At 62.4% G+C, this 26,545-nt stretch carries 27 protein-coding genes; 17 read left to right on the top strand and 10 right to left on the bottom strand.

Annotated elements, in window-relative coordinates; all coding sequences use genetic code 11:
* From N5I32_RS20300 to N5I32_RS20280, 5 genes are all read left to right on the top strand, one after another.
* The coding region (locus N5I32_RS20300; RefSeq protein WP_261497746.1) for a DUF6915 family protein at positions 1–365 on the top strand (365 nt) is incomplete at its 5' end.
* A gap of 1 nt (position 366) precedes the next feature.
* Positions 367–564 carry a hypothetical protein gene (locus tag N5I32_RS20295; RefSeq protein ID WP_261497745.1) on the top strand — a complete coding sequence of 66 codons (198 nt, stop codon included), beginning with the start codon at positions 367–369 and terminating at the stop codon, positions 562–564.
* A 75-nt stretch (positions 565–639) separates the two neighbouring features.
* A complete protein-coding gene (locus tag N5I32_RS20290; RefSeq protein WP_261497744.1) occupies positions 640–1,059 on the top strand; it encodes a hypothetical protein in 420 nt (139 codons plus the stop codon).
* Complete coding sequence (locus tag N5I32_RS20285; RefSeq protein WP_100196018.1) at positions 1,052–1,696, top strand: DUF8835 domain-containing pootine; 645 nt, start codon at positions 1,052–1,054, stop codon at positions 1,694–1,696. Before N5I32_RS20290 ends, N5I32_RS20285 begins: the two co-directional genes overlap by 8 nt.
* A gap of 57 nt (positions 1,697–1,753) precedes the next feature.
* Positions 1,754–2,347: a DUF6088 family protein gene (locus tag N5I32_RS20280; protein ID WP_261497743.1), complete on the top strand. Its 594-nt coding sequence runs from the start codon at positions 1,754–1,756 to the stop codon at positions 2,345–2,347.
* A 274-nt stretch (positions 2,348–2,621) separates the two neighbouring features.
* Here N5I32_RS20280 and N5I32_RS20275 read toward each other — a convergent pair whose 3' ends face one another.
* Together N5I32_RS20275 and N5I32_RS20270 are read right to left on the bottom strand one after the other, a co-directional pair.
* The gene (locus N5I32_RS20275) at positions 2,622–3,344 is read right to left on the bottom strand and encodes a type I phosphoribosyltransferase (RefSeq protein ID WP_261497742.1); all 723 of its coding nucleotides are present in this window, start codon (positions 3,342–3,344) and stop codon (positions 2,622–2,624) included.
* Positions 3,345–3,516: 172 nt separating this feature from the next.
* Positions 3,517–3,813: a hypothetical protein gene (locus N5I32_RS20270; protein ID WP_105515945.1), complete on the bottom strand. Its 297-nt coding sequence runs from the start codon at positions 3,811–3,813 to the stop codon at positions 3,517–3,519.
* Between the two features lie 177 nt (positions 3,814–3,990).
* Here N5I32_RS20270 and N5I32_RS20265 point away from each other — a divergent pair, with 177 nt between their 5' ends.
* The 3 genes from N5I32_RS20265 (at position 3,991) to N5I32_RS20255 (ending at position 10,691) form a co-directional block, all read left to right on the top strand.
* Entirely contained in the window at positions 3,991–8,352 is a 4,362-nt protein-coding gene (locus tag N5I32_RS20265; RefSeq protein WP_261497741.1) for a strawberry notch family protein, read from the top strand.
* Positions 8,353–8,355: 3 nt separating this feature from the next.
* Positions 8,356–9,387 carry a DUF7146 domain-containing protein gene (locus N5I32_RS20260; protein ID WP_261497740.1) on the top strand — a complete coding sequence of 344 codons (1,032 nt, stop codon included), beginning with the start codon at positions 8,356–8,358 and terminating at the stop codon, positions 9,385–9,387.
* Between the two features lie 371 nt (positions 9,388–9,758).
* Positions 9,759–10,691 carry a DUF2493 domain-containing protein gene (locus N5I32_RS20255; RefSeq protein WP_261497739.1) on the top strand — a complete coding sequence of 311 codons (933 nt, stop codon included), beginning with the start codon at positions 9,759–9,761 and terminating at the stop codon, positions 10,689–10,691.
* 49 nt (positions 10,692–10,740) lie between these two features.
* Here the strand turns inward: N5I32_RS20255 and N5I32_RS20250 are convergent, their stop codons facing one another.
* The 4 genes from N5I32_RS20250 to N5I32_RS20235 form a co-directional block, all read right to left on the bottom strand.
* Positions 10,741–12,129: an SNIPE associated domain-containing protein gene (locus N5I32_RS20250; RefSeq protein WP_261497738.1), complete on the bottom strand. Its 1,389-nt coding sequence runs from the start codon at positions 12,127–12,129 to the stop codon at positions 10,741–10,743.
* 375 nt (positions 12,130–12,504) lie between these two features.
* On the bottom strand, positions 12,505–13,869 hold the full coding sequence (locus tag N5I32_RS20245) for an exonuclease domain-containing protein (protein WP_261497737.1): 1,365 nt from the start codon (positions 13,867–13,869) through the stop codon (positions 12,505–12,507).
* Between the two features lie 7 nt (positions 13,870–13,876).
* A complete protein-coding gene (locus tag N5I32_RS20240; protein WP_261497736.1) occupies positions 13,877–14,389 on the bottom strand; it encodes an ImmA/IrrE family metallo-endopeptidase in 513 nt (170 codons plus the stop codon).
* Positions 14,386–14,718, bottom strand: coding sequence for a helix-turn-helix transcriptional regulator (locus tag N5I32_RS20235; RefSeq protein ID WP_261497735.1), 333 nt, complete (start codon positions 14,716–14,718; stop codon positions 14,386–14,388). The genes N5I32_RS20240 and N5I32_RS20235 overlap by 4 nt, the downstream gene beginning before the upstream one ends.
* A gap of 199 nt (positions 14,719–14,917) precedes the next feature.
* On the opposite strand from N5I32_RS20235, the gene N5I32_RS20230 reads away from it, so the two are divergent.
* From N5I32_RS20230 to N5I32_RS20210, 5 genes are read left to right on the top strand one after another with little or no spacing between them, the layout of a single operon-like run.
* Complete coding sequence (locus N5I32_RS20230; RefSeq protein WP_261497734.1) at positions 14,918–15,820, top strand: AAA family ATPase; 903 nt, start codon at positions 14,918–14,920, stop codon at positions 15,818–15,820.
* Positions 15,817–16,284 (top strand): CBASS system Cap8 protein, encoded by a 468-nt coding sequence (locus N5I32_RS20225; RefSeq protein ID WP_261497733.1) that lies wholly within the window; start codon positions 15,817–15,819, stop codon positions 16,282–16,284. Before N5I32_RS20230 ends, N5I32_RS20225 begins: the two co-directional genes overlap by 4 nt.
* The gene (locus tag N5I32_RS20220) at positions 16,281–16,784 is read left to right on the top strand and encodes an HORMA domain containing protein (protein ID WP_261497732.1); all 504 of its coding nucleotides are present in this window, start codon (positions 16,281–16,283) and stop codon (positions 16,782–16,784) included. The genes N5I32_RS20225 and N5I32_RS20220 overlap by 4 nt, the downstream gene beginning before the upstream one ends.
* Positions 16,784–17,680: a CBASS oligonucleotide cyclase gene (locus N5I32_RS20215; RefSeq protein ID WP_261497731.1), complete on the top strand. Its 897-nt coding sequence runs from the start codon at positions 16,784–16,786 to the stop codon at positions 17,678–17,680. The genes N5I32_RS20220 and N5I32_RS20215 overlap by 1 nt, the downstream gene beginning before the upstream one ends.
* Positions 17,681–17,691: 11 nt before the next feature.
* On the top strand, positions 17,692–18,417 hold the full coding sequence (locus N5I32_RS20210; protein ID WP_261497730.1) for a DUF6602 domain-containing protein: 726 nt from the start codon (positions 17,692–17,694) through the stop codon (positions 18,415–18,417).
* A 77-nt stretch (positions 18,418–18,494) separates the two neighbouring features.
* On the opposite strand, the gene N5I32_RS20205 is transcribed toward N5I32_RS20210, so the two are convergent.
* A complete protein-coding gene (locus N5I32_RS20205; RefSeq protein WP_261497729.1) occupies positions 18,495–19,544 on the bottom strand; it encodes a Fic family protein in 1,050 nt (349 codons plus the stop codon).
* Between the two features lie 626 nt (positions 19,545–20,170).
* On the opposite strand from N5I32_RS20205, the gene N5I32_RS20200 reads away from it, so the two are divergent.
* Positions 20,171–20,533: a bactofilin family protein gene (locus N5I32_RS20200; protein WP_261497728.1), complete on the top strand. Its 363-nt coding sequence runs from the start codon at positions 20,171–20,173 to the stop codon at positions 20,531–20,533.
* A 6-nt stretch (positions 20,534–20,539) separates the two neighbouring features.
* Here N5I32_RS20200 and N5I32_RS20195 read toward each other — a convergent pair whose 3' ends face one another.
* Positions 20,540–20,800, bottom strand: coding sequence for a WGR domain-containing protein (locus N5I32_RS20195; RefSeq protein WP_261497727.1), 261 nt, complete (start codon positions 20,798–20,800; stop codon positions 20,540–20,542).
* A 432-nt stretch (positions 20,801–21,232) separates the two neighbouring features.
* Here N5I32_RS20195 and N5I32_RS20190 point away from each other — a divergent pair, with 432 nt between their 5' ends.
* The gene (locus N5I32_RS20190; RefSeq protein ID WP_261497726.1) at positions 21,233–21,658 is read left to right on the top strand and encodes a hypothetical protein; all 426 of its coding nucleotides are present in this window, start codon (positions 21,233–21,235) and stop codon (positions 21,656–21,658) included.
* A 39-nt stretch (positions 21,659–21,697) separates the two neighbouring features.
* On the opposite strand, the gene N5I32_RS20185 is transcribed toward N5I32_RS20190, so the two are convergent.
* Together N5I32_RS20185 and N5I32_RS20180 are read right to left on the bottom strand one after the other, a co-directional pair.
* On the bottom strand, positions 21,698–22,372 hold the full coding sequence (locus N5I32_RS20185) for a hypothetical protein (RefSeq protein ID WP_261497725.1): 675 nt from the start codon (positions 22,370–22,372) through the stop codon (positions 21,698–21,700).
* Complete coding sequence (locus N5I32_RS20180; RefSeq protein WP_261497724.1) at positions 22,369–23,133, bottom strand: AAA family ATPase; 765 nt, start codon at positions 23,131–23,133, stop codon at positions 22,369–22,371. The genes N5I32_RS20185 and N5I32_RS20180 overlap by 4 nt, the downstream gene beginning before the upstream one ends.
* 1,057 nt (positions 23,134–24,190) lie before the next feature.
* Between N5I32_RS20180 and N5I32_RS20175 the strand changes: the two genes are divergently transcribed.
* Complete coding sequence (locus N5I32_RS20175; RefSeq protein ID WP_164738210.1) at positions 24,191–24,664, top strand: plasmid mobilization protein; 474 nt, start codon at positions 24,191–24,193, stop codon at positions 24,662–24,664.
* Positions 24,661–26,538: a relaxase/mobilization nuclease domain-containing protein gene (locus N5I32_RS20170; protein WP_261497723.1), complete on the top strand. Its 1,878-nt coding sequence runs from the start codon at positions 24,661–24,663 to the stop codon at positions 26,536–26,538. The genes N5I32_RS20175 and N5I32_RS20170 overlap by 4 nt, the downstream gene beginning before the upstream one ends.
* Positions 26,539–26,545: the final 7 nt, after the last annotated feature.

Genomic DNA, 26,545 nt, shown 5'->3' with positions numbered 1-26,545 from the left:
GCCTCGGTGATTTTGCGGGTCGTGGCAGCCAGCATAGGGCAAAACGCCACCGTCGGCATGCTGTCCACATAATCGACCAGAGCAAGGAGATCACGGCCGACTTTCGGCACCGCGCGCTGCGCCACCATGCCGAGGGTATCTTCATGGCCGAGACGATTTTCGGGCAGACCCTCACGCTCTCGACCGGGCGCATCCTCCCGACCCGCTGGGTCGGCGAGCAGCATGTGAAGGAAGACCTTGGCTTCATCCCGAGCTTCGCAGATTGGGTGAAGGCCATCCGGCCCGAGCCTTGGATGGGCCGGGCCGCGCGGATCGAGGCACTGGTCGATCCGCATCTTGCGTCTCCCGTGGTCGAGGTCAGCTGAGATGACCGACCCGGCCTATCAGCGCCTCGGCCTGCCGGCGACGGCGTCGCCCTATACGGTCCTGCGGGCAGCTGTCCGGGCGCTGCACCCCGACACGCGCGCGGTTCGCGGCTTCCGGGCCGCGCGCAAGCGCTTCTACTGGCAGATGCTCTGCGCGCATGTCGCGCGACAGGCGGCGGGCGACAGTTCCACAGGCTGATCGCCCCCAACCACCCCTTCATCCCAATCGAGTGCCCGGCCTCTCGGCCGGGTCTTCCCCATTCAGGAGGTCCCCATGGCGGATTACTTCACCCACTTTTCATGCCTGCTCGATGTTGGCACACCCGACAAGGCTGCCCGTGCGCTCGCGCTTTTCCAGAGCTTGCGCTCCGCGGATCAGGACGCCGACGACCCTGAGGTCGCGGGCTTTGATCTCGCGCGCCAGGACGCGCCCGAGGGCAGCACCCTCTGGATCCATGACGACGAGCACGGCGATGTCGAAGCTGTCATCCGTTTCGTTCTGCGCCTTGCAGCAGAGCTCGATCTCACCGGCCTCTGGGGGTTTCAGTATGCCCTCACCTGCTCCCGACCGCGCCTCGACGCCTTCGGCGGTGGCGCGCATGTCATCGATCTCGGTGCCCGCAAGTCCATCGGCTGGACGAGCAGCCAGGAATGGCTGGCCGCCGCGCTGAATGGGGAGTACGTCGATGCCTGAAGTGATCTGCACCACCGTCTACCAGTTCCCCGAACTCTCGGATGCCGCCAAGGAAAAGGCGCGCAGCTGGTATCGCGAGCTTGGCCCCCACGATGATTGGTGGGACGCGGTCCATGAGGATTTCGAGAGGGTCTGTGACATCCTCGGCATCCGCCTGAAGACCACGCCCGCGCGCATGATGGGCGGCGGGACGCGGGCCAAACCCTGCATCTGGTTCTCCGGGTTCTGGAGCCAAGGCGATGGGGCCTGCTTCGAAGGCTACTGGTCCCACGCCAAGGGCGCGGCAGCGCGCATCCGGGACTACGCGCCCACGGACGCGACACTGCATGGCGTCGCCGACCGCCTGCAGGCCATCCAGCGACGTAACTTCTACCAGCTCGCTGCGGAGGTCAGCCACCGCGGCCGCTACTACCACGAATACACCATGGCCGTTGACGTCACGCGGGACAGTCCGACCTGGCAGCCGCCGACTGAAGACGCGGAGGAGATCGTGACCGAGGCGCTGCGTGATCTGGCCCGCTGGCTCTACCGCCAGCTTCAGGCTGAATACGACCACCTGACATCGGACGAGGCCATCGAGGAGGGGATCATCGTCAACGAGTACACCTTCACCGAAGGAGGGCGCCGCTTCGGGTGAGACGGCACGGTTGAATACTGTCAGAAACCTGCGCACTTTTCTGACAAAGGAGCGATCATGGAGCGCATGGCCGAGAGCATTATGAAGGTCGCGACGACGTTGCCGGAGGGGGTGCCCTTGGCAGCGAAGGGGCTCCTGCACCTCGGCACGCGCGCGGCGGTCGATCAGACGCTGTCGCGTCTGGCCGCGCGCGGCGAGTTGATCCGTGCAGGACGCGGCTTCTACATGCGCCCCGTCCAGACACGCTTTGGTCCGCGCAGTCCGTCCGCTGAACAGGCGATTGAAGCGCTCGCTGTGCAGCGGGGCGAGACGATCGTGCCGAGCGGTGCTGCCGCGGCAAACGCTTTGGGCCTGACCACGCAGGTGCCGGTCAAGTCGGTTTACCTCACCTCGGGACGAAGCCGTGTGCTGAACCTTGGCCGGCAGGCAGTCGAACTGCGTCATGCGCCGCGCTGGCAGTTGGCCCTTGGGAGCAAGACCTCGGGCCAGGCCGTCCGAGCGCTGGCATGGCTCGGGCCGGATGAGGCTCCCAAGGCCCTGCAAATCCTGCGATCCAAGCTCACGGAGACGGCAAAGACCGAACTCGTGTCCGCTGCGCCGCAGTTCCCGACCTGGCTGGCACGATTGGTTGGAGAGATGGCCCATCGCTGAGGCGTACTTTCGTCTCAGGAGTGAACTGTTCAAAAGCAAAACGGGAGGCGAGATGCCTCCCGTTTCGTATTGTGCCACCCGCTTCGTGACTTCCCGATACTTCCCCCTTACGGGTTTGACCTCGGGAAACGGTGCTTGCGCGGACCTACAGAGACGCTAATCTCTGCCTCATATTTAAAGACCTTGAGGCTGATACAAGGTCCTAGGACGTTCTTGTGCTTCTGTAAATAGTTCAGCCATGCCCAAGAGTCAAGACGCGAGCACCGACCCAAGCTTACCGCATGCCGCTAAGGAACGACACATATCCAACTTCTGCGCCCAGCTGGTTGGAGACGATCTCTCGCACCGACAAGACCGATGAGCCCGAAGAAAATATGTCATCAACGATAAGAATGCGTTGCCCTTCAAGCCGCGGCGCATCTGGTAGGAGCACGAAGAAGTCGAACAATAGTCGGATGTTTGTGTCAACGTTCTTCGCCTCGCAGATCGTAGCATCGGGAAGCGCTTGCCAGGTGTTTAGTTGGCCGTTGTAAGCCGTCTTCTGGCCTTTTCGTACCTTGGGAGGGTTTGCCGCAAGTCCTTCCAACATCTCTCGGACTGTTTTCTTGCGGAAGAAGGTAGGTTGCAGAACGGGGAGCCCCAGCTTGTTCGCGACCAGATCGGTAACCTCTGAGCAAAACGGTGACGAGGATGGGATGGCCATGCAATGTGTGAAACCTGCGAGATTCGCTTGCGCCTTATCTAGGATCAGATCAGCACGTCCCATGAGCTGAGCTTTCCAGAACGGCGTGATGGTGAATCCGTACCTTCCTTTCAGCGCGTGGATGAGGGGGTTCCCATCATCTTTCCGACCGGTCTTACCGCTGCGGCTGAACATGTGGTGAAGTTCAATTCCTTGAAAGATCCTGGATGTGGGGTTTCGCGCAACCGATGTGTCGACCCCTTCCTCGTGCATGTCGTTGATACTGACAGCCTTGCCTGCAACCGAAATTCCCATAGCGCCCCCAAGGCAAGAGTCTCTTAGCCCCAGATTCACTGAGAATAATTGGAATGCTGCGAACTACACCTGCGCCGCCCAAGCCACACGGATTTCTCTACGAAATCTCATGACCATCCGCAACTAAAGGCGCTTCTGCCCGCTCGTCCATGACTCACTGACTCGTCTGCCGTCACTTGTTCCCATCGATCCACTTCGACATCAGCCCCTTGTCGCGGAAGCATTCGTCTGGAACAGCGCGTCGTTTGATCCGGGCTAGCTTCTCCGCGAAGGCCACCTGCTTGGACGTGGGCAGCCTGTCCATTTCAGATACCGGCTTCAGCTGGGCCTGCGCATCGATCCAGGCGCTCAAGGACCGGCGGTCCTGCTGAACTTCCCAGGGCAAGAGGGTCTGGTTGCGCAGGGCGAGCGAGCGCGCATAGGCGATCTGCTTGAGCGTCGCGGGCAGGGCATGCGTGGTGCTATCCATCGGGAAACTCCCTTGCTGGCTTGGCCTTCAATGTAGAACGTAAAGGGAACAAAATCAAGCCAAGCGTCTGCACTGCGTCGGTTCGAGAGGAAGAGGGGGGCTGGGAAAGATCAGGCCTGAGGGCGCCCGAGAAAGGGTGTCCGGGGCTGATCCTGTCCCTCATTCCGGAGTTTCCCAATGACCTATCTCGGCCTTGTTGCGCCTCCTCTTCCTGTTCCGTCTGCCGATCCCGCACCCGCAATCCTCGCCGTCGCCGAAGCGTTGCAGCCCGATCTCGCCCAAGGCTTCCAGATCGACGCGCTGCGTCTGCGGCTTGAGATGGAGCGCGCCTTTGGCGGCTACGATGCCGATGGCGCTTGGGACTGGAAGATTGCCTATGAGGCAGGTGAGGTGGCGCTGGTCCTCTTCCTGCGGAAATTCGGCCGTGCGCTGCTCGCCCGGGCCGGCTCGCCTTCCACGCTGCTGCCGATCCTCGCCAACGTGGCGGGCCTCTTGCCCACGCATACCCGGCGCTCGGAGGAGATGGAGCGCTTCCAGCAATTCTCGACGCCGCTGCCCATGGGGATCGCCGCTCTCTCCGCGGCGCAGATCACGCAGCGTGACCTGGTCCTCGAGCCTTCGGCCGGGACCGGCCTTCTGGCGATCCTCGCGGAAATCGCCGGCGGTAGCCTCGCGCTGAACGAGTTGGCAGACACCCGCGCCGACCTTCTGCGCCTCCTCTTTCCGGGGCGACCCGTCACCACCTTGGACTCCGCACAGATCGACGATCATCTCGACGCTGGACTTCGCCCCAACGTCATCCTGATGAACCCGCCCTTCTCGGCCGTGGCCAATGTCGATGGCCGGACGACCGAGGCGACGGCGCGCCATGTACGTTCGGCGCTCGCGCGTCTGGCACCCGGAGGGCGTCTGGTCGCTATCACCGGGGCGGGTTTCGCGCCCGACGCCTCGGCTTGGGTCGAGACGTTCAGCCGTTTGAGCGAGACGGCCCATCTGGTGTTCACCGGCGCTATCTCGGGTGCTGCTTTCGCCAAGCACGGCACCAGCTTCGAGACGCGGATCTCGGTCTTTGACAAATGCCGGGGCGGCGAGCGGGGCGGCATCACGGCCGATCTGACGCGGTCCATCTCGCCCGATGTGGCGCAACTCTTGGCCCGGATCACCGCCGAGGTCCCGCCACGCCTCGAGTTGGATGCGGGTGCGGGCGCATGCTCCCTGCCCACTTCCCCTTTCCGGGGAATTCCTACTCGTTTGTCCGGCCCTGCCGCTCGATCCCAGCGGTCAACGGCGTCGGCCAAGACGGATGCGGAAGTCCCCACGCCGGATGCCGAGGATCTCGCCTACACCCTGCGCGAGACGGTGGATGACCTTGGCTCCGCGCGTCTGTCCGATGCGATCTACGAGACGTTTCGCTTGCAGGCGATCGACATCCCCGGGGCGGAAAAGCACCCGACCAAGCTGGTGCAATCGGCGGCCATGGCTTCGGTCGCGCCCCCGAAACCTTCCTACCGCCCCAAACTCCCCGCCGCCGTCCTGCGCGATGGCCTGCTGTCTGATGCCCAAATGGAGACCGTGATCTATGCGGGTGAGGCGCATGGCGCCTATCTCGCCGGATCGTGGACCGTCGATGAGACCGGCGACATGGTCTCGGCCGCGCGGGACGATGCGGCTGGCGCTATCCGCTTCCGCCGCGGCTTCTTCCTTGGCGATGGCACGGGTGCGGGCAAGGGCCGACAGTCGGCCGGGATCCTGCTCGACAATTGGGCCCAAGGCCGTCGCAAGGCGCTCTGGATCTCGAAGAGCGACAAGCTGCTGGAGGATGCGCAACGCGACTGGTCCGCACTTGGGCAGGAGCGTCTGCTGGTGACGCCCCTCTCGCGCTTCGCGCAGGGCCGCGACATCCCGCTCTCCGAGGGCATCCTCTTCACCACCTATGCGACGCTGCGCTCGGAAGAACGCGGGGCCAAGAAATCCCGCGTCGACCAGATCGTCGACTGGCTGGGGGCGGATTTCGACGGGGTGATCCTGTTTGACGAAAGCCATGCCATGGCCAATGCCGCCGGATCGAAGGGCGAGCGCGGCGATACCGAAGCGTCGCAGCAGGGCAGGGCGGGCCTGCGCCTGCAACACAAGCTGCCAAGCGCGCGCGTGGTCTATGTGTCGGCCACGGGCGCGACGACGGTCCACAATCTCGCCTATGCGCAGCGCCTCGGGCTTTGGGGCGGCGAGGACTTTCCGTTCGCCACGCGCGGGGAGTTCGTCGAGGCCATCGAAGCGGGCGGCGTGGCTGCGATGGAGGTCCTCGCGCGCGATCTGCGATCGCTCGGCCTCTATACCGCCCGGTCGCTTTCGTATGACGGCGTTGAATACGAGATGCTCGAGCATGCGCTGACGCCTGAGCAACGCGGCATCTACGACGCATATGCCGGTGCCTTCGCCATCATCCACAACAACCTCGCAGCTGCGATGGAGGCGGCAAACATCACGGGTGAGAACGGCACTCTCAACCGCCAGGCCAAGTCCGCTGCGCGCTCCGCCTTTGAGAGCGCCAAGCAGCGCTTCTTCGGTCACCTTCTGACCTCGATGAAAACCCCCACCCTCATTTCCAGCATCGAGGTCGATCTCGCGGCTGGCCACGCTGCCGTCATCCAGATTGTCTCGACCGGCGAGGCATTGATGGAACGGCGCCTGTCGGAGATCCCGACCGACGAGTGGAACGACATCCGCGCCGATATCACTCCGCGGGAATACGTCCTGGACTACCTCGCCCATTCCTTCCCGGTGCAGCTCTATGAACCCTTCACCGACAGCGAGGGCAATCTTTCCTCCCGGCCCGTCACCCGCGATGGCCAGCCAGTGGTATGCCGCGAGGCCGCCCGCAGGCGCGATGCCCTGATCGAAAGGCTTGCGTCATTGCCGCCCGTGCCGGGGGCGCTGGATCAGATCGTCCAGCGCTTCGGTACCGATCTCGTGGCCGAGGTCACGGGCCGGTCGCGCCGCATCGTGAGGAAGGGCGAGGGGCACGCTGCGCGCCTTGTCGTGGAAAGCCGGGCAGGATCTGCCAATCTCGCGGAAACCGCCGCCTTCATGGATGACCAGAAGCGCATCCTGATCTTCTCGGATGCGGGCGGCACCGGACGCAGCTATCACGCCGACCTTGGCGCGAAGAACCAGCGCCTGCGGGTCCACTACCTTCTCGAGCCGGGCTGGAAGGCCGATGCCGCAATTCAGGGCCTCGGGCGAACGAACCGCACCAATCAGGCGCAGCCGCCGCTCTTCCGGCCCGTCGCCACGGATGTGAAAGCAGAAAAGCGGTTTCTCTCGACCATCGCGCGCCGCCTCGACACGCTCGGCGCCATCACGCGCGGCCAGCGCCAGACTGGCGGGCAGGGGCTGTTCCGGCCCGAGGACAACCTCGAGTCTCCTTACGCCCGCGACGCCCTGCGCCAGCTTTATCGCCGCATCTATCGCGGCGATGTGGCAGGCTGCTCGCTCGGGGACTTCGAGGATGCGACGGGGCTTAGCCTGACCGATGACAACGGGTTGAAGGACGACCTGCCGCCGATCACGACCTTCCTCAATCGCCTGCTCGCGCTGACGATCGATATGCAGGCCGTGCTCTTCTCGGCCTTCGAGGAATTGCTCGACCAGCGCATCGAGGGCGCCATCGCGGCTGGGGTTTACGACCTCGGGCTCGAGACGCTGCGCGCCGAGAGCTTCCGGGTGACGGATGCGAGGGTGATCTACACCCATCCCGGCTCCGGCGCAGAAACCCAACTGCTGACCATCGTGGAAAAGCGGCGCAATACGCCGACGTCCCTCGCGGATGCTCTGGACTGGCTCGATGATCCGAAGGCACGCCTTCTGGTCAACAGCCGCTCGGGCCGGGCAGCCGTGCAGGTGCCTGCCACCAGCCTGATGTTGGACGATGGCACCATCGAGCCCCGCCTTCGGCTGATCCGCCCAACGGAAGCAAGCACGGTTCCGGCCAAAATGATGGACGACACCCACTGGCTGGAGGCCGACCGCGCGGCCTTTACCGCCGCCTGGACCGCAGAATTGGCCGAGGTGCCGGAGTTCAGCGAATCCACGCTGAACATCGTGGCGGGCCTGCTGCTGCCGATCTGGAAGCAGCTCCCCCAGGACGAAACCCGCGTCTACCGGCTCCAAACCGATGACGGCCAACGCATCATCGGTCGCCGTGTCTCGCCCGCTTGGGTTGCGATCACGCTCGCAGATGACGCCCCGAAGCTCACGGCGGCGCAGGTCCATGCCCTCGTTCTTGAGGGTAAAACCGTCGTGCGCTTGGCCGAAGGGATGGAGTTGCACCGGGCGCGCGTCATGGGCGTGAACCGGATCGAGCTCTCTGGCTTCACGGAAGCGGCCAAGGACCGGCTCAAGGCTGATGGTTTCTTCTCGGAGATCATCAGCTGGAAGCTGCGCCTGTTCTGCCCAACTGACGCCAGCGGGATCGCGGTACTGGAGCGTCTGCTCGCGCGTTGTCCTGTGGCGGGACTACATCCGCGAGGAGGGTGTTGAGCAATGTATTCCGAGACTGAAGATGTGATCCGCGCTTTGGCGGAAAATGCCGAAGGCGTGTGTCGCGCCTACCTTCCCGCCGGTCGGCGGGAAGGGTCCTACTGGATCGTGGGCGATCTGCAGAACAATCCCGGCCGGTCACTCTTCGTGCGGTTGACCGGGCCTGCCTCGGGGCCCGGCGCTGCCGGCAAGTTCACCGACGGCGCCACGGGCGAGCATGGCGATCTTCTCGACATCATCTGCGAGAGGACCGGGATCTCCCGCTTTCCCGATCTTCTGGCCGAGGCCCGGGCGCATCTTGGTCGTCCGCAGCCGGTCCTCCCGGATGCGCCAGTGCCGAAGAAGGCCAAAGCCCCAGGTGGTACACCAGCGGCGGCGGCGCGGCTCATTGCAGCCTCGATGCCGATCGCAGGCACGCTTGCCGATACCTACCTCCGCTCCCGCGGCCTGACTCAAGGCGGCAGGATGACCGCCCTTCGCTTCCACCCGAAGTGCTGGCATCGGGATGAGGGCCAGACCCGGAGCATCCCCAGACCGGCGCTGATCGCCGCAGTCACCGACGGGGCAGGGGGCTTGCAGGGCGTGCATCGCACCTGGCTGGCGCCTGACGGACAGGGGAAAGCGGATGTCGAGACGCAGCGGCGTGCCATGGGTCACCTTCTCGGCAATGCCGTCAGGCTGACCCCGCATGATGACATCCTCGTGGTCGGTGAAGGCATCGAGACCATGCTGTCGCTCGTCGAAGCCGCACCCGGCCTTCCCGTCTGGGCGGCGCTCTCATCAGGTCACCTCGGGGCCGTCCTGCTGCCGGAGGGGCTACAGCGCCTCTACATCGCCATCGACCGCGATCCGGCCGGACAACGTGCGGCAGAGAGGTTGAGCGCCAGAGCCCTTGATGCCGGGATTGCCGTTCGGGTGCTGGAACCGCGGCTCGGGGATTTCAACGATGATCTCCGGGCGTACGGCGCAGAAGCGCTGCGCCAGCATCTGGCAGGGCAGATCGGGCCTGAGGATCGGCAGCGGCTGGTGGGCTGAACTGCATCGCGCAAGGGGCGGTCAAGGAGTGCGGGGCAGGGGTCACGGATTTCTGTCGTGGCTGTGGACCCTCGCCTTCGCCTCTTCCCGGGTGAATCTCATCCACCCGTCACCCGAGCGGCCTTCAAGAGATGGGCAGGCGGCCGTCAAAGGGGCCGCCCCTTCAAGGACGGGGGGCGACTGATTTCCGCCGGCGGGGACGAGCCCCGCCTTTGCATCGCGAAAGACAAATCAGCCGCCCCCGTCCTCCTCCACATGCGTTGCGGCCCCGAAAGGGGGGGTGAAGGGGCGTCCCCTCCCACGGCTTTCGCAGCCCATGAAGGCCGCGCGGGATGACGCGCGGACGAGACAGGCACGGAGGCAAGAAACCAATGACGATCCACACCCATGACGACGCGTATGAACCCGCCCACACCGCATCCCAGACCGCCCATGCGCTTGACGAGCTGCAGCTCTATGGCTACCGCCCCTTTGACGAGCCCGATCCGCGCCCGATGCCCGATGGGCAGCGCCTCGCGGTCGCCGTCGCCGACATCTTCGATGCCCTCGTCGCGACCCTGGAAGACACACGCATGGAACCCGACCTCGAACAGGTGCTCTGGGGCCAGGTCAACCTCTTCCACCGCGCCACGGCCCGGATCGAGCGGTCGCTGGATGAGAACGAGCAGGCGCAGCGCCGCCTCCAGCGCGAGCAGGACGGCTCCGAGGTGAAATCCACCGAACTCGAGCGCCTGACGGCCGAAGGCCTGACCCTGATCGAACGTCGGAACTGCATGGACATGATGCGCGATCACGCCGCGACCGAGTTTGTCCATCACACGGGCTCCACCTGGCGGCCCCGCACCGGCTCGATGGTGAACCGCCAGCACATGACCGCGGCGCTGATCGACAGCCGCGACTTCCTGGCTGCCAAGCGCCGCGCGGAGACCGAGGTGATGCTCCCCGCAGGTCCCAAGGTTGCCCTCACCGGCGGGACCGACTTCAACGATCACCGCCTGATCTGGGGCAAGCTCGATCAGGTCCGGACCAAGTATCCCGACATGGTCCTTCTGCACGGTGGAAGTCCGAAGGGCGCAGAACTCATCGCTGCCAAATGGGCCGAGGCCCGGGACGTCACCCAGGTGGCCTTCAAGCCGGACTGGACCAAACACGCCAAGGCCGCCCCCTTCAAGCGCAACGACGCCATGCTGGATGTCCTGCCCGTGGGCGTCCTCGTCTTCCCAGGCAATGGCATCCAGGAGAACCTCGCCGACAAGGCCAAGAAGCTCGGCATCCCGGTCATGAAGTTCGAGAGGGGGGCGTGAGCCCCTTGACCGTCACCGCTGGCGAACAAGAGATCAGATCGTTGAACTTTCAGATGGTTGCCGGAAGCGACTTCGACACCGCCGACTGCATATCCAGCAAGGCGGCATTTCTTCGGGCCAGAGTCTCGTGCCACTCTTGAGCCTCGCGATCCTTGAAGAACCCGGCTTCGGGCGCGAGTCGCGCAACGGCGGCCTCGACCTCGTCCAGCGACACACGGAAGAATTCCTTCCTGAAGTTCGACATGTTGATCCGGCGATCCGCGAACTCCTTGTGCAGGGCTGCTTCAAGTGCTGGTGCGGCATCGCTGTAGATCATTGCGTGAATGTCGAAGCCGAAAGGCACACTGGCGTCGCCAAGCTCGCGAATGCGGTCGTCCGGGTCGAGGCGGCGTGTCAGTCCGATCTTGACGACGTCTTCGCCAAAAGAGCCTACGTTCGAGATGATGTAGACATAGCCCGAACGTGTCATCTCGGCCATGGCGCGGGCCCGTTCGCTTGCCGCATGCGCGGCCGCGAGAGCCGCTTCCAGTTCCTCGATGCGTCGCCGATTGCCGTCACTGTCGGCTTCCTTGCGCGCTTTCTCGAGAAGCGCCTGATACTTCTCTTCTTCTCGCTCGGCAGCCTCTGCCTCGGCGAGGAGTTTCCTCTCTTCCCGTTCGGCCCGTGCTAGGTCGGAACGTTCCTCCTTCTCCTGCTTCAACTGCTCCCGGTACTCGTGGGTCAGGCGCAGTTCCTCGATCTTGAGTGCCACGTATCTGTCGTTCAACGTCAGATTTAGGGAGGTATTCTCCTTGTCGATCGCGGCAGCGGCCGACAGGACGCGCTTTTCCATCGCAACGACGTTGTTCCAGCGAACATTGGCGATGGCAGCCTCGCATTCGTTGTTGAAGGCGCGCATGGTCAACCGGGTCTGACGGTTGATCATCGTCGCACCCTTGGCCTTGCTGCCCTCGACGGACCATTCCGTCGGGCAGAGTGCCGCTTGTTTTGCGGAAATCATGGCCTTCTGGCGTTCCCTAACTTCGAGGATCCTCGCTTTGTAGGCTTCGCTGTCGGTGAACTCGAAATGCGGCTCGTAGACGCCCAGTTCTGAAAATGCCAAGCGCTCGTCGTAGATCGCGACCTGCTGTTCGAGCCGATCGAGAAGCGCCCGCTTTTCGGCATAGGTGCCGCGGATGCGCTCGATGTCTGACGTGAGCGAAGCGGCGATGCCCTGCAGACGAGCGACCTCGACCTCTTGGGAAATGATCCCCGAATACTTGGATTTGGTCGCTTTGTGGTCCGCCGCCTGTTTGGCAAGCGCCTCTTTGTGTGTCGTGGCAGCGGCTTCGGCTTCTATAGTCCTCTGCCTCAGTTTCCGCTTGGCGATCAGCCAAAGAACCAGAAGGATTGGGGTTAGTACGAACCAAACCAGAGCGACGACTGCGACCGGATCCATAATGTCCTCTTTGAATACGATGTTGCCGCAGAATGCGTGGGCGTCCTTCTCACCTCAAGATTGAATTATGCCATCGTTCCCCGGTGGGTCTGATCGCCAGATCTAAGGTGGCCTTGGGCGTAACCCTCCGTTGGGGGGCTTGGGGCATCGACTCCCTGCGCGCTTTCAGAACTTCCTGTCGGTCAAGACTCCGACCTTCTCTGTTCCGGCGATCTCTGGCCCAAGGCGTGGTACAGCTTACCTTGGTCTCCGCATTCGATAGCATAAGCGGCCAATTCCGGTGACAACGTCGGCCACAGTTGGTCGCACACTGGCCCGACATTTCGTGTGCGAGAATTCAAATGTTCCATCGGGTCTCGTCTGCGACTTGAGCGATCATGTCCACTGAGCGAGAACCTCGGCGAATTCCACCAGATTTGGGTGGGCCAAGCGATCCGAAATGGCGTCCAAATCTAAAAGGGCACTGGACGCCGTCGTCCACGGTGCCGTTGCGTCGCCTGTCCATCGGTCCCGGACTGCCTTGTCGAGCATCGTTCGAGATTTATCGGGAAGAAGATGTGGCATTTCGAAATAGATGGCACGCTGCCCCAAGCGCCTGAGCCTGTCGTCGGAGATCCGAGCGACGACCTCGTTTCGCAGGGCCCACGGCACTGCGTGGAACTGCTGCATGAGCGCTTTGTCGATATCGGGAATGAATCGGTCGTAGAGCTGCTGCTCGACATGCGGCGACACCCCATAGACCGGTTCGGCGGCGAGAGCAGCTGTATTGAGGCGCCGAACGAGGCTCTCATCTGAGTGAACACTTCGCGCCAGGTTCAGGACATCTTCCTCGACCGTCCCAGGGAAGGTCGACTCGAGCACCTCATACATGGGAAATAGCAACGGCGACGCGTTGGTCTTGACGCGACGGAGCGGTCCCTCCCGTTGCTTGAACATCTCCACTAGCTCGCAGTCGCTCGCACCGCGAATGGCGTCGACCGAGAACGTGAGGTCGAGGCAGTAACGCCGGGCAGACTGCACCGGATGTTGACCGAAGGCCGTCAGAAGCCGAAATCCTTGCCCAGCAGTCTCGGCCTCGAAGGAGACGAAGACGTCCTCTTCCTGAAGAAATTCCTGCGCCGCAGCCTTGGTCGAGAAGCGCATGAAGCTCGACCATATTTCTGGGGCGCCGTTGGCAATAACCTTCACCACCCACAGCATTGCTTCTACGTCTGCCATGGCTTCGTGGGCGCCATTGGACTTGAAGCCGCACGCGATCGCCACGTCGTGCAGTTTCATCGACCTCTGACCGTCCGCCCCATAGGCAGCGGGAAGCACATCCGGGCGAAGTTTCGATACAGCACGGACCAGCTTGAGCACGTCGCCGCGAGCATTGCCAATGCTGGTGACATAGGGTTCGAGCAGGCATTGGTAGAAGGCGTGCCGCAAGAACTCCTCATCAAAACGTATAGAGTTGTACCCGATGAAGGCCGCTGGGCTCCAACCTGTGAAGCGTCGATGGATCTCGGAGATCATCTCGAAATGGCTCCGGCGCAACGGCGATGTCAGCTCGGCATAGCTCCGCCCGGTCACGTGCAGTGCCGACGGAGTCGGAACTATATGGGGCTGTAATCGGCAAGCCGTCTCAAAGTGCTCCTCGACCTCGAGATCGTCGTTCACCCGTACTGCGCCGAATTCAATTATCTGGTCGAAATGGCGACTGAGGCCTGTCGTCTCAGTGTCGAAGAGAACTAGCGCCAACCTGGGATCACTTAAAGAAACGGAAGCGCATCGCGGACTCGCTGACGCGGAACTTTTTGGCCAGGGTAGCCACCTCGACGTCGTCGTCCAGCACGACCTGGCGGCCTCCGAGGGTAGCTTCTAGGATGTCGGTCGGCATCAAGAGTTCGCTGGCGAAGGCATTGGCTTGGATCTCGAGGAGATCCGTGCCTGCTGAGGAATTGCGGTCCCGCAGCAGTACTCTGTCAACGTGCACAGCGCCCTCGAGAATATGTCGATGCAGCACGACATGGCCGATCTCGTGGGCAAGCGTGAAGCGTTGCCTGTTGGGAGCGTGCAGCGAGTTCACCCCTACCACGACCACACCGTCGCGGATGTGAGCCATCCCCGAAAGTTCGTTGTCGAACGGTGCAAACTGGACGCGTACACCGAGCTCGCGCGCGATACGGTCCACCGGCACGGGAGCGGTCGTGATACCATACTGCTTCAGGACGTCCCGTGCAGCCTGTCGCGCGCCGTCGATACTCATCGGGTCCGTCACGACCGCGCTCCAGTAGTCGCCAACTCGATTATCTGCAGCATCGCAAGTTCATCCTCTTTGCTCGCACCGTCGCCCACAAATGCGACGTCGCGCATGCTTTCAGGCGCAATCCGTTCTGGCACAAAGTCCAGAATGCTCTGCCCGCCGAGCGCCGCCACTATCGCGAAAACATCGTGCAGCATCACTCGCTGACGCCCGGTCTCGATGTTCGCGACTGAAGCTCGGGTGAAAGCTACCCGTTTTGCGAGATCGGCCTGGGTCATACCCTTGCTTTTCCGCGCCGCGGCTACTTTCCGCCCGAACTGCATGTAAACATCCATGTCATCCATACTGGCATTTTGAATCCCATTCGCGCGGTATGTCAATGATGCACACAGAAATGTGCTTGGAGAGCACACAGCATAGCCTTAAAGTGCTTGGCATTGACAAAAGAGGGTTAACCGGTTCTTATCGTCGATGCTAGTGCCCGATTCTCAAGACCGCATTGGGCGCGGCACACGAGCGTTGCGACAGAACATAGGAAACGCCATGCGAGATGAGTTTGAGCCATCCAAGGGCATACAGCGCGTCAGACAGCTGCCTGACCCGAAGCTTTCAGCCTTGTGGGATTCCATCCAGATCGACGCTTCGGTCAAGGATCGCCTCGTGTCTCAAGCGATGCTCAATTTCACGCTGCGACCAGTCGTCGACCGGTCGATCATTCCGCTGCACGGCGTCATCCTTCTCGTGGGACCGCCGGGTACCGGAAAGACTTCGCTCGCCCGCGGCCTCGCGAACCGAACCGCCCAATCTTTCAAAAGCGACAGGTTCCGGCTCCTCGAGATCGACCCGCACTCCCTGACGAGCTCGGCCATGGGCAAGACCCAGAAGGCGGCTTCCGAACTCTTTTCTCAGTCGATTGCAGAAGCAGCAACGAATGGCCCGACCATAGTGCTGCTCGACGAGGTCGAGACGTTGGCTGCCGATCGTTCACGTATGAGCCTCGAAGCCAATCCAATCGACATCCACCGCGCCACCGACGCTGTGCTGGTCCAGCTCGATGCCCTGGCAGAATCGCACCCCAATCTTCTGTTCATCGCCACCAGCAATTTCCCGGAAGCAGTGGATGCGGCGTTCACGTCTCGCTGCGATTTGGTTATGACCATACCGTTGCCGGACAAAAATGCCTGTGGCCTCATCCTTCGCGACTGCCTCGCCGGTCTCGGCAAGACGTTCGAGCCGATCGCGAAACTTGCCGTTTCTTCCGGAGTCGACCGTGCCGCCTTGGAATGCGTCGGTCTCGATGGCCGCGCGATCCGAAAGATGGTTACCAACGCGCTGGCCAGCAGCATGAAGACTGCGATGAATCCGGAACGATTGACGCTCGATGATTTGATCGACGCCGCCAAGGCGGCAAAGCAGGAACGTTCAATAGCGGTAGTCCACAAATGAGCACGGTAGCCAGCCGCACCTTCCGCAGCACGCCACATCGGGATTCCATGGATACCTGGCTCGCGATCGTCGATCTCCTCACCCGGGGCGAAAGCGCCGGGGCCAAGGACGTCCTGCTTGAGATCAAAGGCATCGCCGCCAGCGTCATTGCCGATCAGGCGCCCAAGGACGCCCCGATCGTGGCAACCTGCGATGGGCCGCGCACACGCGTCTATTGCATTTACGACGACGATGCCATTGACGGTACCGGCGAGAACGAGGTCCCACTCGGATATGACCCTCTCAACGGCGACTGGGCGGTGTCGCTGCCATGCCAGGATTCGGATCTGCCCTGGGTCCAGACCGCTCTCAAGTCACACAGCAATCGCATCACGGCCCGCAGCATCAACGACAAGGTGGTCGAGACCGCAAAGAGTAGCAATGCCGCTCTGGTGTTCGATCCGAAAGGATTTCAGGGAGCATGAGCACGGTCAGCGTCAACACCTACACCCACTCGGTCACCTATCTGGCCGACAACATGCTCAAGAGCGTCAAGGACATTATCGTGGAGAGTGGTCTCGACCCCTCGACCTTCGTGGGCGACTGGGAGTTCCACAAGACCGGGATGCGGACGTGGTTGCAGACAGGTCATCTCGAGAAGGTCGTCCTCGAGGTTTTTGATCCCTCGACCGATGCTTTGGTCGTTCGTTGGGATATCGAAGTGGCCTATGGCTGGAGCGCAAACGGGGACGGCAGCTTCTGGACCGACACCGACCAGCTCCGCTACGCGATCAAGAAGTCGGGCGTCCATCCGAGCCGGTTGCGCTATCGCTTCATTGTCACCCGCAAAGCAGGTTTTGTCGACGTGGCCGGTTGGGTATCGGCCTCCTTCCGCAGCACCGCCGGCATGGTTCGCCAGAGCCTCGGCACAACGGTCGAGCACAATGGCCTCGGCGCATCTACATCGTACTATCGGAGAACATGATGCTGACCATCGATGAGGCATTCCGCAAGTTCAAGAGCCGTCTCGAGTTGAACGAGAAGGAGACGACCAATGCGTCGAACCGTCAGCAGGAGGTCCGGAGCTATCTCGACACCAAATTCAAGATCGACCGCAGCTTCCTGACCGGGTCCTATGCACGCTGGACCAAGACAAAGCCCCTCAAGGACGTCGACATCTTCTTCGTTATGAAGGCATCGGAGGACCATTACCTGTCGAAGGCGCCATCGGCCGTCCTGACTGATTTCCACGATGCCCTAGTGGAGAAGTACGGCGACATGGCGCGCAAGCAGAACCGGTCAATCAACGTGGATTTCGGGGTCAAGGCAGATGCCGAAGACAATACCGACTATCGCCTGATCAGTGTCGACGTCGTCCCCGCGTTCGAAAAGGGCTCCGATTTCCAGATCCCCGACGATGGTCTCGGCAAATGGATTGGTACCAATCCTAAGATCCACGCCGATAAGGCGGTTCAGGCGCATCAGGCTTATTCGAACGAGTGGAAGGGTTTGGTCCGCATGGTCAAGTATTGGAACAACAATCCCAAGCACGGCGAGAAACCTGTGAAGCCATCCTTCCTGATCGAGGTGATGGCTATGGAGTGCTTGCACGGTCCTTGGGGCGGTCAGTTCGACCGGGAGATGCAGGGATTTTTCTCTACGCTTGCCGATCGCATATTCGACGAATGGCCTGACCCGGCAGGCCTTGGTCCACCGATCAGCGATGGGATGGACCTGACCCGCAAGCAGCGCGCCCAGGCCCTCCTGCGAGCCGCCGCTCGCGAAGCCACCCTTGCCATAAACCACTCCCGTCTGGGACGGAGCGGCGAGGCGCTGCGCGCTTGGCGCGATCTATTCGGCCCCAAGTTCCCCCTTTCATAAGGAGTATTCCCATGGCCGATTGGTCTTTGCCCCGACTGCTTTCCAGCCTTCACGACGACATTCAAACACGTCTCAAGATCGTCCGTGAGAACATCCAGCATCCGGGATCCAAGGGTGATGCCAGCGAAGCAGTTTGGATCAGCCTTCTGCAGACCTATCTGCCCGAACGCTACCGTGCCGACAAAGCGTTCGTCGTCGACAGCCGCGGGCAGTTCAGCCAGCAGATGGATGTTGTCGTCTTCGACCGCCAGTACTCTCCGTTTATCTTCAAATACGAGGGCCAGATCATTGTGCCAGCTGAGAGCGTCTATGCGGTGTTCGAGGCTAAACAGTCCGCAGATAAAGCCATGGTCCAGTACGCCCAGGAGAAGGTGGCTAGCGTACGCCGCCTGCATCACACCAGCCTGCCCATTCCGCACGCCGGCGGCACCTATCCTGCAAAGCCGCCGCTTAAGATCCTGGGTGGGCTGTTGACCTTCGAGAGCGAATGGTCGCCTGCTTTCGGCGATTCCTTCAGGGATGCCCTGGCCGCAGATTCTTCCGACGGCCGCCTCGATATCGGATGCGTGGCGTCCCATGGTCATTTCTTCTACGATAAGCCGTCGTCTAAATACGTCTTCGAAGGCGAGACGAAGCCCGCCACGGCCTTTCTGTTCAAACTCATCTCTATTCTACAGTTCAGCGGGACAGTGCCAATGATCGACGTCGACGCATATGGGCGCTGGCTCACGGACTGATCGTCTGCCATGCCGTTTCCGCACCACCCGCAGACTGCTTCGAGTCCTCTGCGACATTTTATATTACATAATCAAAATTATCGGAGTGAGTACCAGGCCCCCCTCCCGGCCCCGTTCAGGCTCAGGTGGCCATCCGCGACAAGTGTGCGGAAGTGCTGTTTCAGCGTGTTGCGATTCTGGCCGGTCAGGCGCTCGGCGTCGCCGATTGTCAGGCGACCATGATCGCGCACGAGGTCGAGAAGCTGCGCGGAAACTTCCGGCAGGCTGCCCATCAACAGCCGTTCACGCTCAACTTTCGCGCGCAATCGAAGCATCTGGCGCTGTAGTGCAGACAGGAAGAAGCCGAGCCAGGGTCCCCAGTCCGGAGTGTCGGACCTGATCGTCCCCTGGGTCTGCCGCAGTGCCAGGTAATAGGCCTCTTTGCTTTGCTCGATCACGCTTTCGAGGGATGAGTATGGGACATAGGCATAGCCTGAGCGCAAAAGCAGCAAGGTGGTCAGGATCCGGCTGAGACGCCCGTTGCCGTCCTGGAACGGATGGATTTCGAGAAAGACCACGACGAAGATTCCGATCAGTAGCAGCGGATGCAGATCATGGTCCTGGGTGGCGGCGTTGTACCAGTCGATCAGTTCAGCAATGCGGCCCGGCGTGTCAAAGGGGCTGGCGGTCTCAAACACCACGCCAAGCTGCTGCCCTGCCTCGTCGAAAGCTGCGATCGAGTTTGGCGCGGTCTTCCAGGCCCCCCTGTGTCGCTGGTCTTTGCTGCTGTACCGCAGGAGGTCCCGGTGCAACTGGCGGATATGGTTCTCGGTCACATCGATGTCGCGCCACGAAGCGAAGACTGTGTCCATGACCTGAGCGTAGCCAGCGACCTCCTCTTCGTCCCGGGTCGAGAAGGTCTGGATGTCGAGATTGGAGAGCAGACGCTGAACCTCCTGATCGGAGAGCCGGCTTCCCTCGATGCGTGTCGAAGAGCCGATGCTCTCGATGGTGGCGACACGGCGTAAGGCGGACAGACGCTCGGGGGCGAGACTTCCGAGTGCGCGCCATGCGCCTTTGAACTCGTCGATCTCGGCGATGATCGAGAGAAAGGTCGGAGTGATGCGGAGCGTATGGGTCTGGATCATATCCAATCTCATACCCAATAACACCCATTTTCTGCAACCCAATTCGGAACCCAATTACACCCATTAGCAGTCGGACCAATGGTCACGCATAGGATCTGGACAGCTGTGACGACAAGGTCGCGGTCGGCCAGTGGGTTCGACTCGAACGTATCAGGCCTTGTCTCCGTTGCCGAATCCGGCAACGCGGGCAAGATGAGCTCGAGCTCTTCTTGTTAGGGACTCTCCCCTGCCGATGGGTTCCCAGGCATCAAAGGGAAGAGCGAGGCGCCGCTGCATCTCGCCTTCGACATGCTCATGCCTGAAGTTGAAGGCGGTACCGGTCGGGCTATCACGCTCTTCGTGTTTCATCATCACGACCCCGGCCGGAAGTTCACAGGAAAACCCTAGCCGTTCATTGTCATCGTTCCAACAGTGGACCACACAACCAACGGTCCGAAGGTCTCGGATGAACGATAGACACAAAATCTATAGCTCACGAGGGACGACCGGCAACAACCCTGGTCGGACGTGTTGTGCAGCGCCGACGGCTATTGCACTTCTTCGCCGATCACAGCGCCGCGCGTTGCCCTTTCGTTTCGCTTCTGGTCCAGTCGTGCGGTACGAAGTTGAGCTGAGGCAGCACCAAGATGAAGACTCCACATGGCGATTTGGACCGTTGGCCGGACCCGGCAAGTTCGAACGCTCGTCGCAGCGTCTTCGCGCAGGACCTTGTGGTCGAAGGCGATGCCACCTCCAGTGGACCGATCGAGGTGCGAGGCAACGTAATTGGCTCATTGCGGGCGCCGGAAATCACCGTGGCTGGTTCAGGTCGTGTTGAAGGTTCCATCGTCGCCCACGACCTCGTCGTGCTTGGGGCGGTCTCCGGCACGGTCTCAGCGCGAAGCGTTCAGCTCGCGCCGAGTGCGGTCGTGCAGGCCGACGTCACCCATGAGCGGATCGCCATCGAGGTCGGTGCCGAGCTGGATGGCAGGCTTCAGCGTAAGGCCTAACAGATCTCACAGCGCAAGGTCTGGCGGCAGCATTTGGCCGGCAGGCAGATAGCCCCGCCGCATCTTCTGTCGAAGGGTTTGAGATGCTGCCCTCTCCGCTTCTTCCACGGTGGCGCAAGTCTCGAGTCTTGTCCGTCCATGCGTTCCGATCCGGCCCCAGGTCCGCAAGACGGAGACGTCTCCTAACAGCGTCGCCCCAACATCGATGCAGTAGAACCGCGCCATGTTGGCCTCAGGGTCGATGCGGTGCAGATGTGCCAGAGCCATGGTGGTCCTCCCCCCCGCAGAGACTCCGCCTTGCCGCTCTCCAAGTCCAATTGCATTTCTGAATCGATCCGGGCGGTCCGATTCAGACAGCTGATGGGTCATAGCGACGGACCGGCTGGGGTTCCTTCGATAACCTCGACCCAGAGGACGCCACGCAGGGTTTCCTCCGGGACCAGCCACACGGTTCTGAACCGACCGCTGGCGGTGCGATGCCGCTCCGCGACGAGTTCCCGGTCTCCACGGTCGATACGCCACAGCCGACGATCGATTGTCGGGCTTTTGGAGCTGGGTCTAACGACGTCATCCATTCCGGCCTCCGGTCATTCGCTCATGGCTTGCGGTCATGGACAGGGGCGCCATCAGAACATATCTACCGACATCAGAAGTGGTGCTTTGCTGTCGCCACGCGAACCACGAAAGGCTTTCCTGTCGATGCATGTTCTGTCCCCCGTTCTGGCTGTTTCCGCGCTTGCGGCGATGTCTGTTCCTGTCCACGCGCTTGACGCCTGGACGGTCGGTGTCGAGCGTGGCCTTCCGACCTACGCGCTCACCAGCGAGGCGGGTGAAGTGCGGCTTGTCTGCGATCCGGATCGCGTCTTCGGGCCAACGCCCAACGGCGCGCTCGTGGTCCGCTTCGACAAAGACGCCGCACCAAACATGGTCGTTGTTCTCGCAAAGTCGGGCGAGCAGGCCCGCCTGCCGGTCAAGAACGGCATCGCCGCACAGGCATCGGTTGACGCAGCGGACTGGTCGAAAATGGTGGCAACCTTCCGCACGGGCGGCGAGTTCGCAATGGTCACCAGCGCTGACAGCCTGACCTTCAAGACAGCGCCGCTGCCCGATCTTGCCTGCGAGTAACCGCAGGCAGCTCATCGATTTTTGTTGCATGGGTGAGGTCTACCTGACGCGTCGCGCCTCGATGAGCTGCGACGCGATTGCGGCGAGGAAGGCACCAACGATCGTCGCCCGGGGCTCGATCAGCCATGGGTCATCAAGTGCCGCATGCATAGCCCGGATCGCGGAGCCTTGGGCGTAGACGGTCATCGGCTCGCCGACCGCCATGTCCGATGCTGCCATGGTGAAGATGCGCTTCGCCTCGTCGACATGCGGCGCAAGATCATCTTCCGCCAAGAGCCGCCGCAGTTCGGCCCGCGCTTCCTTGGCAAAGGCGCGCAGCATGTAGGCTGGGGTCACGTCGCCCGCGCCCGGGATCTGCTCAAGCTGCTTCTCGGCTGCCAACGGCAGCCGAAAGAGGACCACCAGCTTCTCTTTCCGGGGCTTCGCCAACCCACTGGCAGCACATTCGGGCGGCGAAGCGGGGGACTGCGGCTGACGACTCTCCCCTTCCCTCTTCCCGGCAAACTCCGGGTCGGCCAAGTGCTCCGTCGTCATGTCGGGAAGCTGGGCCTTGACGCCCTCGACATTTCCTCCCTGCTCCGGCGCACGCCGTTCTGCAAGAATGCGCGCCTGCACCTCGCGCGATGACCGCAACCGTGCGGCGGAATTCTGCAGGCCCGGTTCTTCCGCCGCCGGGGAGGGTGCGACACGTGCAGGAAGGCGGAAACGGCTCATGCAGGGATCACCTCGTCGATCCCGGTCAGCACAAGTTCCGCAACTTCAAGCTGGCGTGTGATGGCGTCCGCCACCAGCCGACCGCCGGGTGCTTTGGCGTTGGCGCGGGCCGCCGGTCCAAGGGGGCCGTGATAGCCAAGTTGTTCGAGGATCCTCGAATGCGGAACGATAACGTCGAGATGGTCGAGACTCAGGATCTCTTGCAGCACGTCCCGGTCGCGCTTTGGCAGTTGAGCCATTCCCCCTTCCCGGGTTGCCGCGTCGATGATCTTCGGCCCCGCGTCCATGACGAGGACCCTAACCGCCGGGAACCGCTCGCCCTCGGCAATCGAGGCGCGGAGGTCGTCCATCCAGAGGACGGCGCGATGGGTCATTTCCCATTCGGCGTAGACGGGGCGGGCTGGGATCAGCACCAGATCGGAGATCAGGCAGAAGTCCTCGGTGTCGGTGTGGGTGCCAGGCCGGGTGTCGATCACGACGAGATCGACGCCGCGCGCTTCCTCGGCCTCGAGGAGCGACAGAAGCCCTTCAACACTTTCCGGTGGCGAGAGGATCGCCAGACTCTCCGGCCAGTCGGGCTTTTGCGCACTCTCCCACGTGGCCAGTTCGAAACTGTCGCGCCAACGGCCGAGTTGAGCGTTCACATCACCGTCGAGCAGGGTGACGCTGCGCCCGAGGTTCAGTGCTGCAGATGCGAGAAGCATGGCGGTCGTGGTCTTGCCCGAGCCGCCCTTGGTCTGCACGATGGTAATGACTTGCATGAAATGACGCCTCCACAAATGGTACTCGATACCCCTTGCACCGACGCCCGGCGTTCTTTCATGACGCTGCGGAAGGCAGTGCACCGCGGGCAAGCCAAGACCCAGCGAAGCCATTGTAAAGGCGTCACTAATCCGACCGACGTGCGGTGCGCCGTTTAGGCATAAGGTTGCAGAAACGTCAAATGGCATGTGCTGGAAGTTGTAACACACCGCCGAAGCCTTCATGTTTCCTAAGGATTCCCGCAGCCGTGATGCTGCGGCGCGGCGTCCGAGCACTCCTTCGGCCTAGCCGCAATCGAGGCTATCTGCCTTCCGGCCCGTATGACGGTTTGCATGTCTGCATGCCTGCATAGGTGACAGGCCGCATGCCTGCGTTGGAACCTGTCCGCACGGCTGATCCGAAGGCAGGGTGACATCAGGCCTCTGTCTAGGGACGATCCCGAATATGACCCGCCAACCGGATGCATGCCGGACAATCTGCCTGCTTGCCTGTCGGCCTGCTTGCCAGTTCGCCTAGTGACGGGTTGACGCTACGCCGATCCAGCCTGTGGCTTCATGCCCAAAGCCATTCATCGTCGGCCATCTTCCGCAATGGGCAGGCCTTGAAGCATCTTGAGGCCCCTTCCCCGGCCCCCCTTCTCTTCCCGGGCAGCCCTTCCTTCAGACTGTCGTGCCCGTCCCAACAGCCCTCATGGAGGGACCGGACACTTCTGCAAAGCCCAAGGTTTCAAGGCGCTCGACCACTTTGGTCTCGCGTTGCACGGAGGCCTGACGGCCGGGGCGCAGGGACGCAGTCGGCGGGCAAGCCGCCGACCCCTGACGCCATATTGAGTCCTCACCGGCTGTCCGGTTTCCGCACGCGGGCCCCTCTTCAGAGGAGCGGAAACCGGCCGGTGAGGACGGTTGGCAGGAACGGTGGTGTGTGGTACATGATGCGCAATGACTGCAAAACACATGTAATGATGCAATGCCACGCTCACGCCTGACCTCTACTGAGACTGCAGCCATCACGGCGCGGCTCCTCGCTGGCGAGAGCGTCGCGGCCGTGGCGAGGTCGATGGGCCGTTCCCGCCAGGCGCTGTCACGGATCAAGGGCAGCCTTGACCGGAAGGAAGTGCGGCGGCTTTCGGTGAAGCTGAACATCCGCATCACGGAAGACGAGCATGCAGCCTTTCAGGCGGTTGCCGAAGCAAACGGTCTGACGGTTTCCGAGGCAGTCAGGCATCTGGTCAGACAGGCAAGCGATCGTCTGGCCATCCAGGCAGACGAGCTTGATGCCATCGCTGCAGCCAGGCGGGAATTGTCCGCTGTCGGCAACAACCTCAACCAGATCGCCCGACTGGGGGCGGTCGGTCGTCTGACCTGGAATGCCCGTGATGCCGCCCTGGTGCGCAAGGTCGGAGCGCGGGTCGATGACCTTGTCGAAGAGGTGGTCCACCTCCTCTCGGCGCTGAGGGCCAAGCAGGGACTTGGTGATCAAACCTCTCCTTTCGTTCTTGCCACTGATACTTCTGCCGAGGCGCCGAAATGACCCGGTCGCCTTCCGTCGAGGATCTGGTTCTCGGTCATGTTCTCGACGACCGTCGTCGTGGGCGGGGTGGTGGCGACGGCTCATCGTCCCGTCTCGGCACGCGCAAGGAACGCCAGACCCGGGCGCTTCTGCGAAACGCTGGTGGGCCCCGTGGCTGGCAGTCGGTCGTCAAACGCATCGCCGGCGGCAGCGCCCGCACCCCACAGGAGCTGAAGCGCCTTCTCGACTATGTGGCCCGGGAAGAGGGGGTGCAGAGCACTTGGTGCAACCTGGCGGGCTATGAGCGTGATTTCGATCCTGCCCGAACGGAGCGGACGGCCGATATCTGGTCTTCGACCTGGACAGGTGCGCCGCGTCGGGGGCATGCCGATCACATCGTCCTGAGTTTTCCGCGGGGGGTGGACGCCGAACGTGCTGAGGTCATCGCCCGGGAATGGGGGCAAGCTGTGTTCGGGTCCGGTGAGTATGGGGATGTCTGGCGATACGTTGCTGCCCTGCACAAGGACACTGACCATCTGCATGCGCATTTCGTGGTCGATAAGCATGGCATCGAGGAAGGCCGATTCCTATCGATCTGTCGTCATGCCGCGCTGAACTTCGATGTGATGCGCGAGCTTCACGCCGAGATCAGTCAGTCGCATGGGCTGAACATCCTCGCCTCGTCGCGCCTTTCCCGCGGCATTGTCGAGAACCCGCCGCGCCAATCCGAGCTGCGTGCATCGCGAGAGGGCGGGAAGGCCACGCCACCTCCCCCGCCGCCGCTGTCTGACGGGGAGCGGAGCCGACGGCTCGCCGCGATGCAGGGCTTCGCCCGTGAATACAAGACCCTTGGCGACCTCGCCGACCTTGCCGCCGCAACCGGCACCGAGGCAAGTGCCGCTTCCTACCTTTCCCGGCTGGCCCGGGCGCTTGGCGCGTCTGCCGCCGCTCTCAGACAAGGAGTTCCCCTGATGCCCGATCACTCGCTTCATGCCGAAGGCGACCCCGCCACACGGGTTGAGGCAGCGCGCAACGAGATGATCGCTTCGGCCACAGAGGCCTGGGAGGCAATTCGCGCCATGGAACCCTCTGCCGAGCGGGTCGACCTGGAGCGCAGCTTTGCCGAGCAGGCCCGCGCCTCGCTGAAACTCGCACCCGACAGCATCCTCCTCGCAGAGCATGCCCAAGTTGCCGACCGGAACACCGATCCCTATCACAACCCGACCCTCGCCTCGCTTGAGCGGTTGGACCAAGGCCAGACCGAGGGGGTTTCCCTCGACGAAGGTCTTCGCGCGACCCTTGCACATGTTCGCGACGAGATCGGCGAACGGCTGACGGCGCTGTTCTCGATCCGGGAAGATGAGCTTCGCATAGCCGGCACGTCCGTCGAGGAAATGGTCGCCCGCTTCAGTTTGGCCGAGCGCAGTGAGGGCCAGCGGGCGAGCTGGATTACTGAGCAGCCGAACACAATGCAAAAGGTGTTCTGGATGGAAACGGAGCGCGCTTTGGGACAGGAGGTTCAGGCGGAAGTCGCGGCTTTCAACCTAGCGCCGGAGTTGACCGAGGCCGTTGCGCGCGACCAGTTGCTGAACGCCGATCGCCATATGAGGCTCTCCGAGGTGCCCGCGCTGGAAGCCATCGTCGACCGCCTGCACGACACCCTGAAACCCGAGGATCTCGACCGCGTCCGGTCCGGCGACCTCGCCCCGCTCAACGAGCAGGTCCGAGATCCAGCACTCCGGGCGGCCGTCGCGCATGAACTGAAGAACGAAGGAGACCTCGGTCAATCGGGCGAGGTCGGACCCTGGGCAGATCTGGCACGGGCGCAGCATCGCGCTGCCGAACTGGGGCAGCGCGATCGTGCTGTCGAGCGCGACACCGGCCACGAACTCTGAGGACAGA

The sequence above is a fragment of the Albidovulum sediminis genome (assembly GCF_025380365.1).
In the GTDB taxonomy this organism is placed as follows: Bacteria; Pseudomonadota; Alphaproteobacteria; order Rhodobacterales; family Rhodobacteraceae; genus Albidovulum; species Albidovulum sediminis.
The sequence above is the reverse complement of the archived record's forward strand: the minus strand, read 5'-3'. Positions and strand labels throughout refer to the sequence as shown.

Bases quoted from the DNA above. Each gene is read 5' to 3' on its own strand.
- N5I32_RS20280 (WP_261497743.1), top strand. From the start codon at position 1,754: ATGGAGCGCATGGCCGAGAGCATTATGAAGGTCGCGACGACGTTGCCG.
- N5I32_RS20260 (WP_261497740.1), top strand. From the start codon at position 8,356: ATGTATTCCGAGACTGAAGATGTGATCCGCGCTTTGGCGGAAAATGCC.
- N5I32_RS20235 (WP_261497735.1), bottom strand. From the start codon at position 14,718: ATGGATGACATGGATGTTTACATGCAGTTCGGGCGGAAAGTAGCCGCG.
- N5I32_RS20210 (WP_261497730.1), top strand. From the start codon at position 17,692: ATGGCCGATTGGTCTTTGCCCCGACTGCTTTCCAGCCTTCACGACGAC.
- N5I32_RS20255 (WP_261497739.1), top strand. From the start codon at position 9,759: ATGACGATCCACACCCATGACGACGCGTATGAACCCGCCCACACCGCA.
- N5I32_RS20195 (WP_261497727.1), bottom strand. From the start codon at position 20,800: ATGGCTCTGGCACATCTGCACCGCATCGACCCTGAGGCCAACATGGCG.
- N5I32_RS20285 (WP_100196018.1), top strand. From the start codon at position 1,052: ATGCCTGAAGTGATCTGCACCACCGTCTACCAGTTCCCCGAACTCTCG.
- N5I32_RS20225 (WP_261497733.1), top strand. From the start codon at position 15,817: ATGAGCACGGTAGCCAGCCGCACCTTCCGCAGCACGCCACATCGGGAT.
- N5I32_RS20175 (WP_164738210.1), top strand. From the start codon at position 24,191: ATGGGCCGTTCCCGCCAGGCGCTGTCACGGATCAAGGGCAGCCTTGAC.
- N5I32_RS20220 (WP_261497732.1), top strand. From the start codon at position 16,281: ATGAGCACGGTCAGCGTCAACACCTACACCCACTCGGTCACCTATCTG.
- N5I32_RS20170 (WP_261497723.1), top strand. From the start codon at position 24,661: ATGACCCGGTCGCCTTCCGTCGAGGATCTGGTTCTCGGTCATGTTCTC.
- N5I32_RS20185 (WP_261497725.1), bottom strand. From the start codon at position 22,372: ATGAGCCGTTTCCGCCTTCCTGCACGTGTCGCACCCTCCCCGGCGGCG.
- N5I32_RS20295 (WP_261497745.1), top strand. From the start codon at position 367: ATGACCGACCCGGCCTATCAGCGCCTCGGCCTGCCGGCGACGGCGTCG.
- N5I32_RS20290 (WP_261497744.1), top strand. From the start codon at position 640: ATGGCGGATTACTTCACCCACTTTTCATGCCTGCTCGATGTTGGCACA.
- N5I32_RS20215 (WP_261497731.1), top strand. From the start codon at position 16,784: ATGCTGACCATCGATGAGGCATTCCGCAAGTTCAAGAGCCGTCTCGAG.
- N5I32_RS20230 (WP_261497734.1), top strand. From the start codon at position 14,918: ATGCGAGATGAGTTTGAGCCATCCAAGGGCATACAGCGCGTCAGACAG.
- N5I32_RS20270 (WP_105515945.1), bottom strand. From the start codon at position 3,813: ATGGATAGCACCACGCATGCCCTGCCCGCGACGCTCAAGCAGATCGCC.
- N5I32_RS20275 (WP_261497742.1), bottom strand. From the start codon at position 3,344: ATGGGAATTTCGGTTGCAGGCAAGGCTGTCAGTATCAACGACATGCAC.
- N5I32_RS20250 (WP_261497738.1), bottom strand. From the start codon at position 12,129: ATGGATCCGGTCGCAGTCGTCGCTCTGGTTTGGTTCGTACTAACCCCA.
- N5I32_RS20180 (WP_261497724.1), bottom strand. From the start codon at position 23,133: ATGCAAGTCATTACCATCGTGCAGACCAAGGGCGGCTCGGGCAAGACC.
- N5I32_RS20265 (WP_261497741.1), top strand. From the start codon at position 3,991: ATGACCTATCTCGGCCTTGTTGCGCCTCCTCTTCCTGTTCCGTCTGCC.
- N5I32_RS20200 (WP_261497728.1), top strand. From the start codon at position 20,171: ATGAAGACTCCACATGGCGATTTGGACCGTTGGCCGGACCCGGCAAGT.
- N5I32_RS20190 (WP_261497726.1), top strand. From the start codon at position 21,233: ATGCATGTTCTGTCCCCCGTTCTGGCTGTTTCCGCGCTTGCGGCGATG.
- N5I32_RS20205 (WP_261497729.1), bottom strand. From the start codon at position 19,544: ATGATCCAGACCCATACGCTCCGCATCACTCCGACCTTTCTCTCGATC.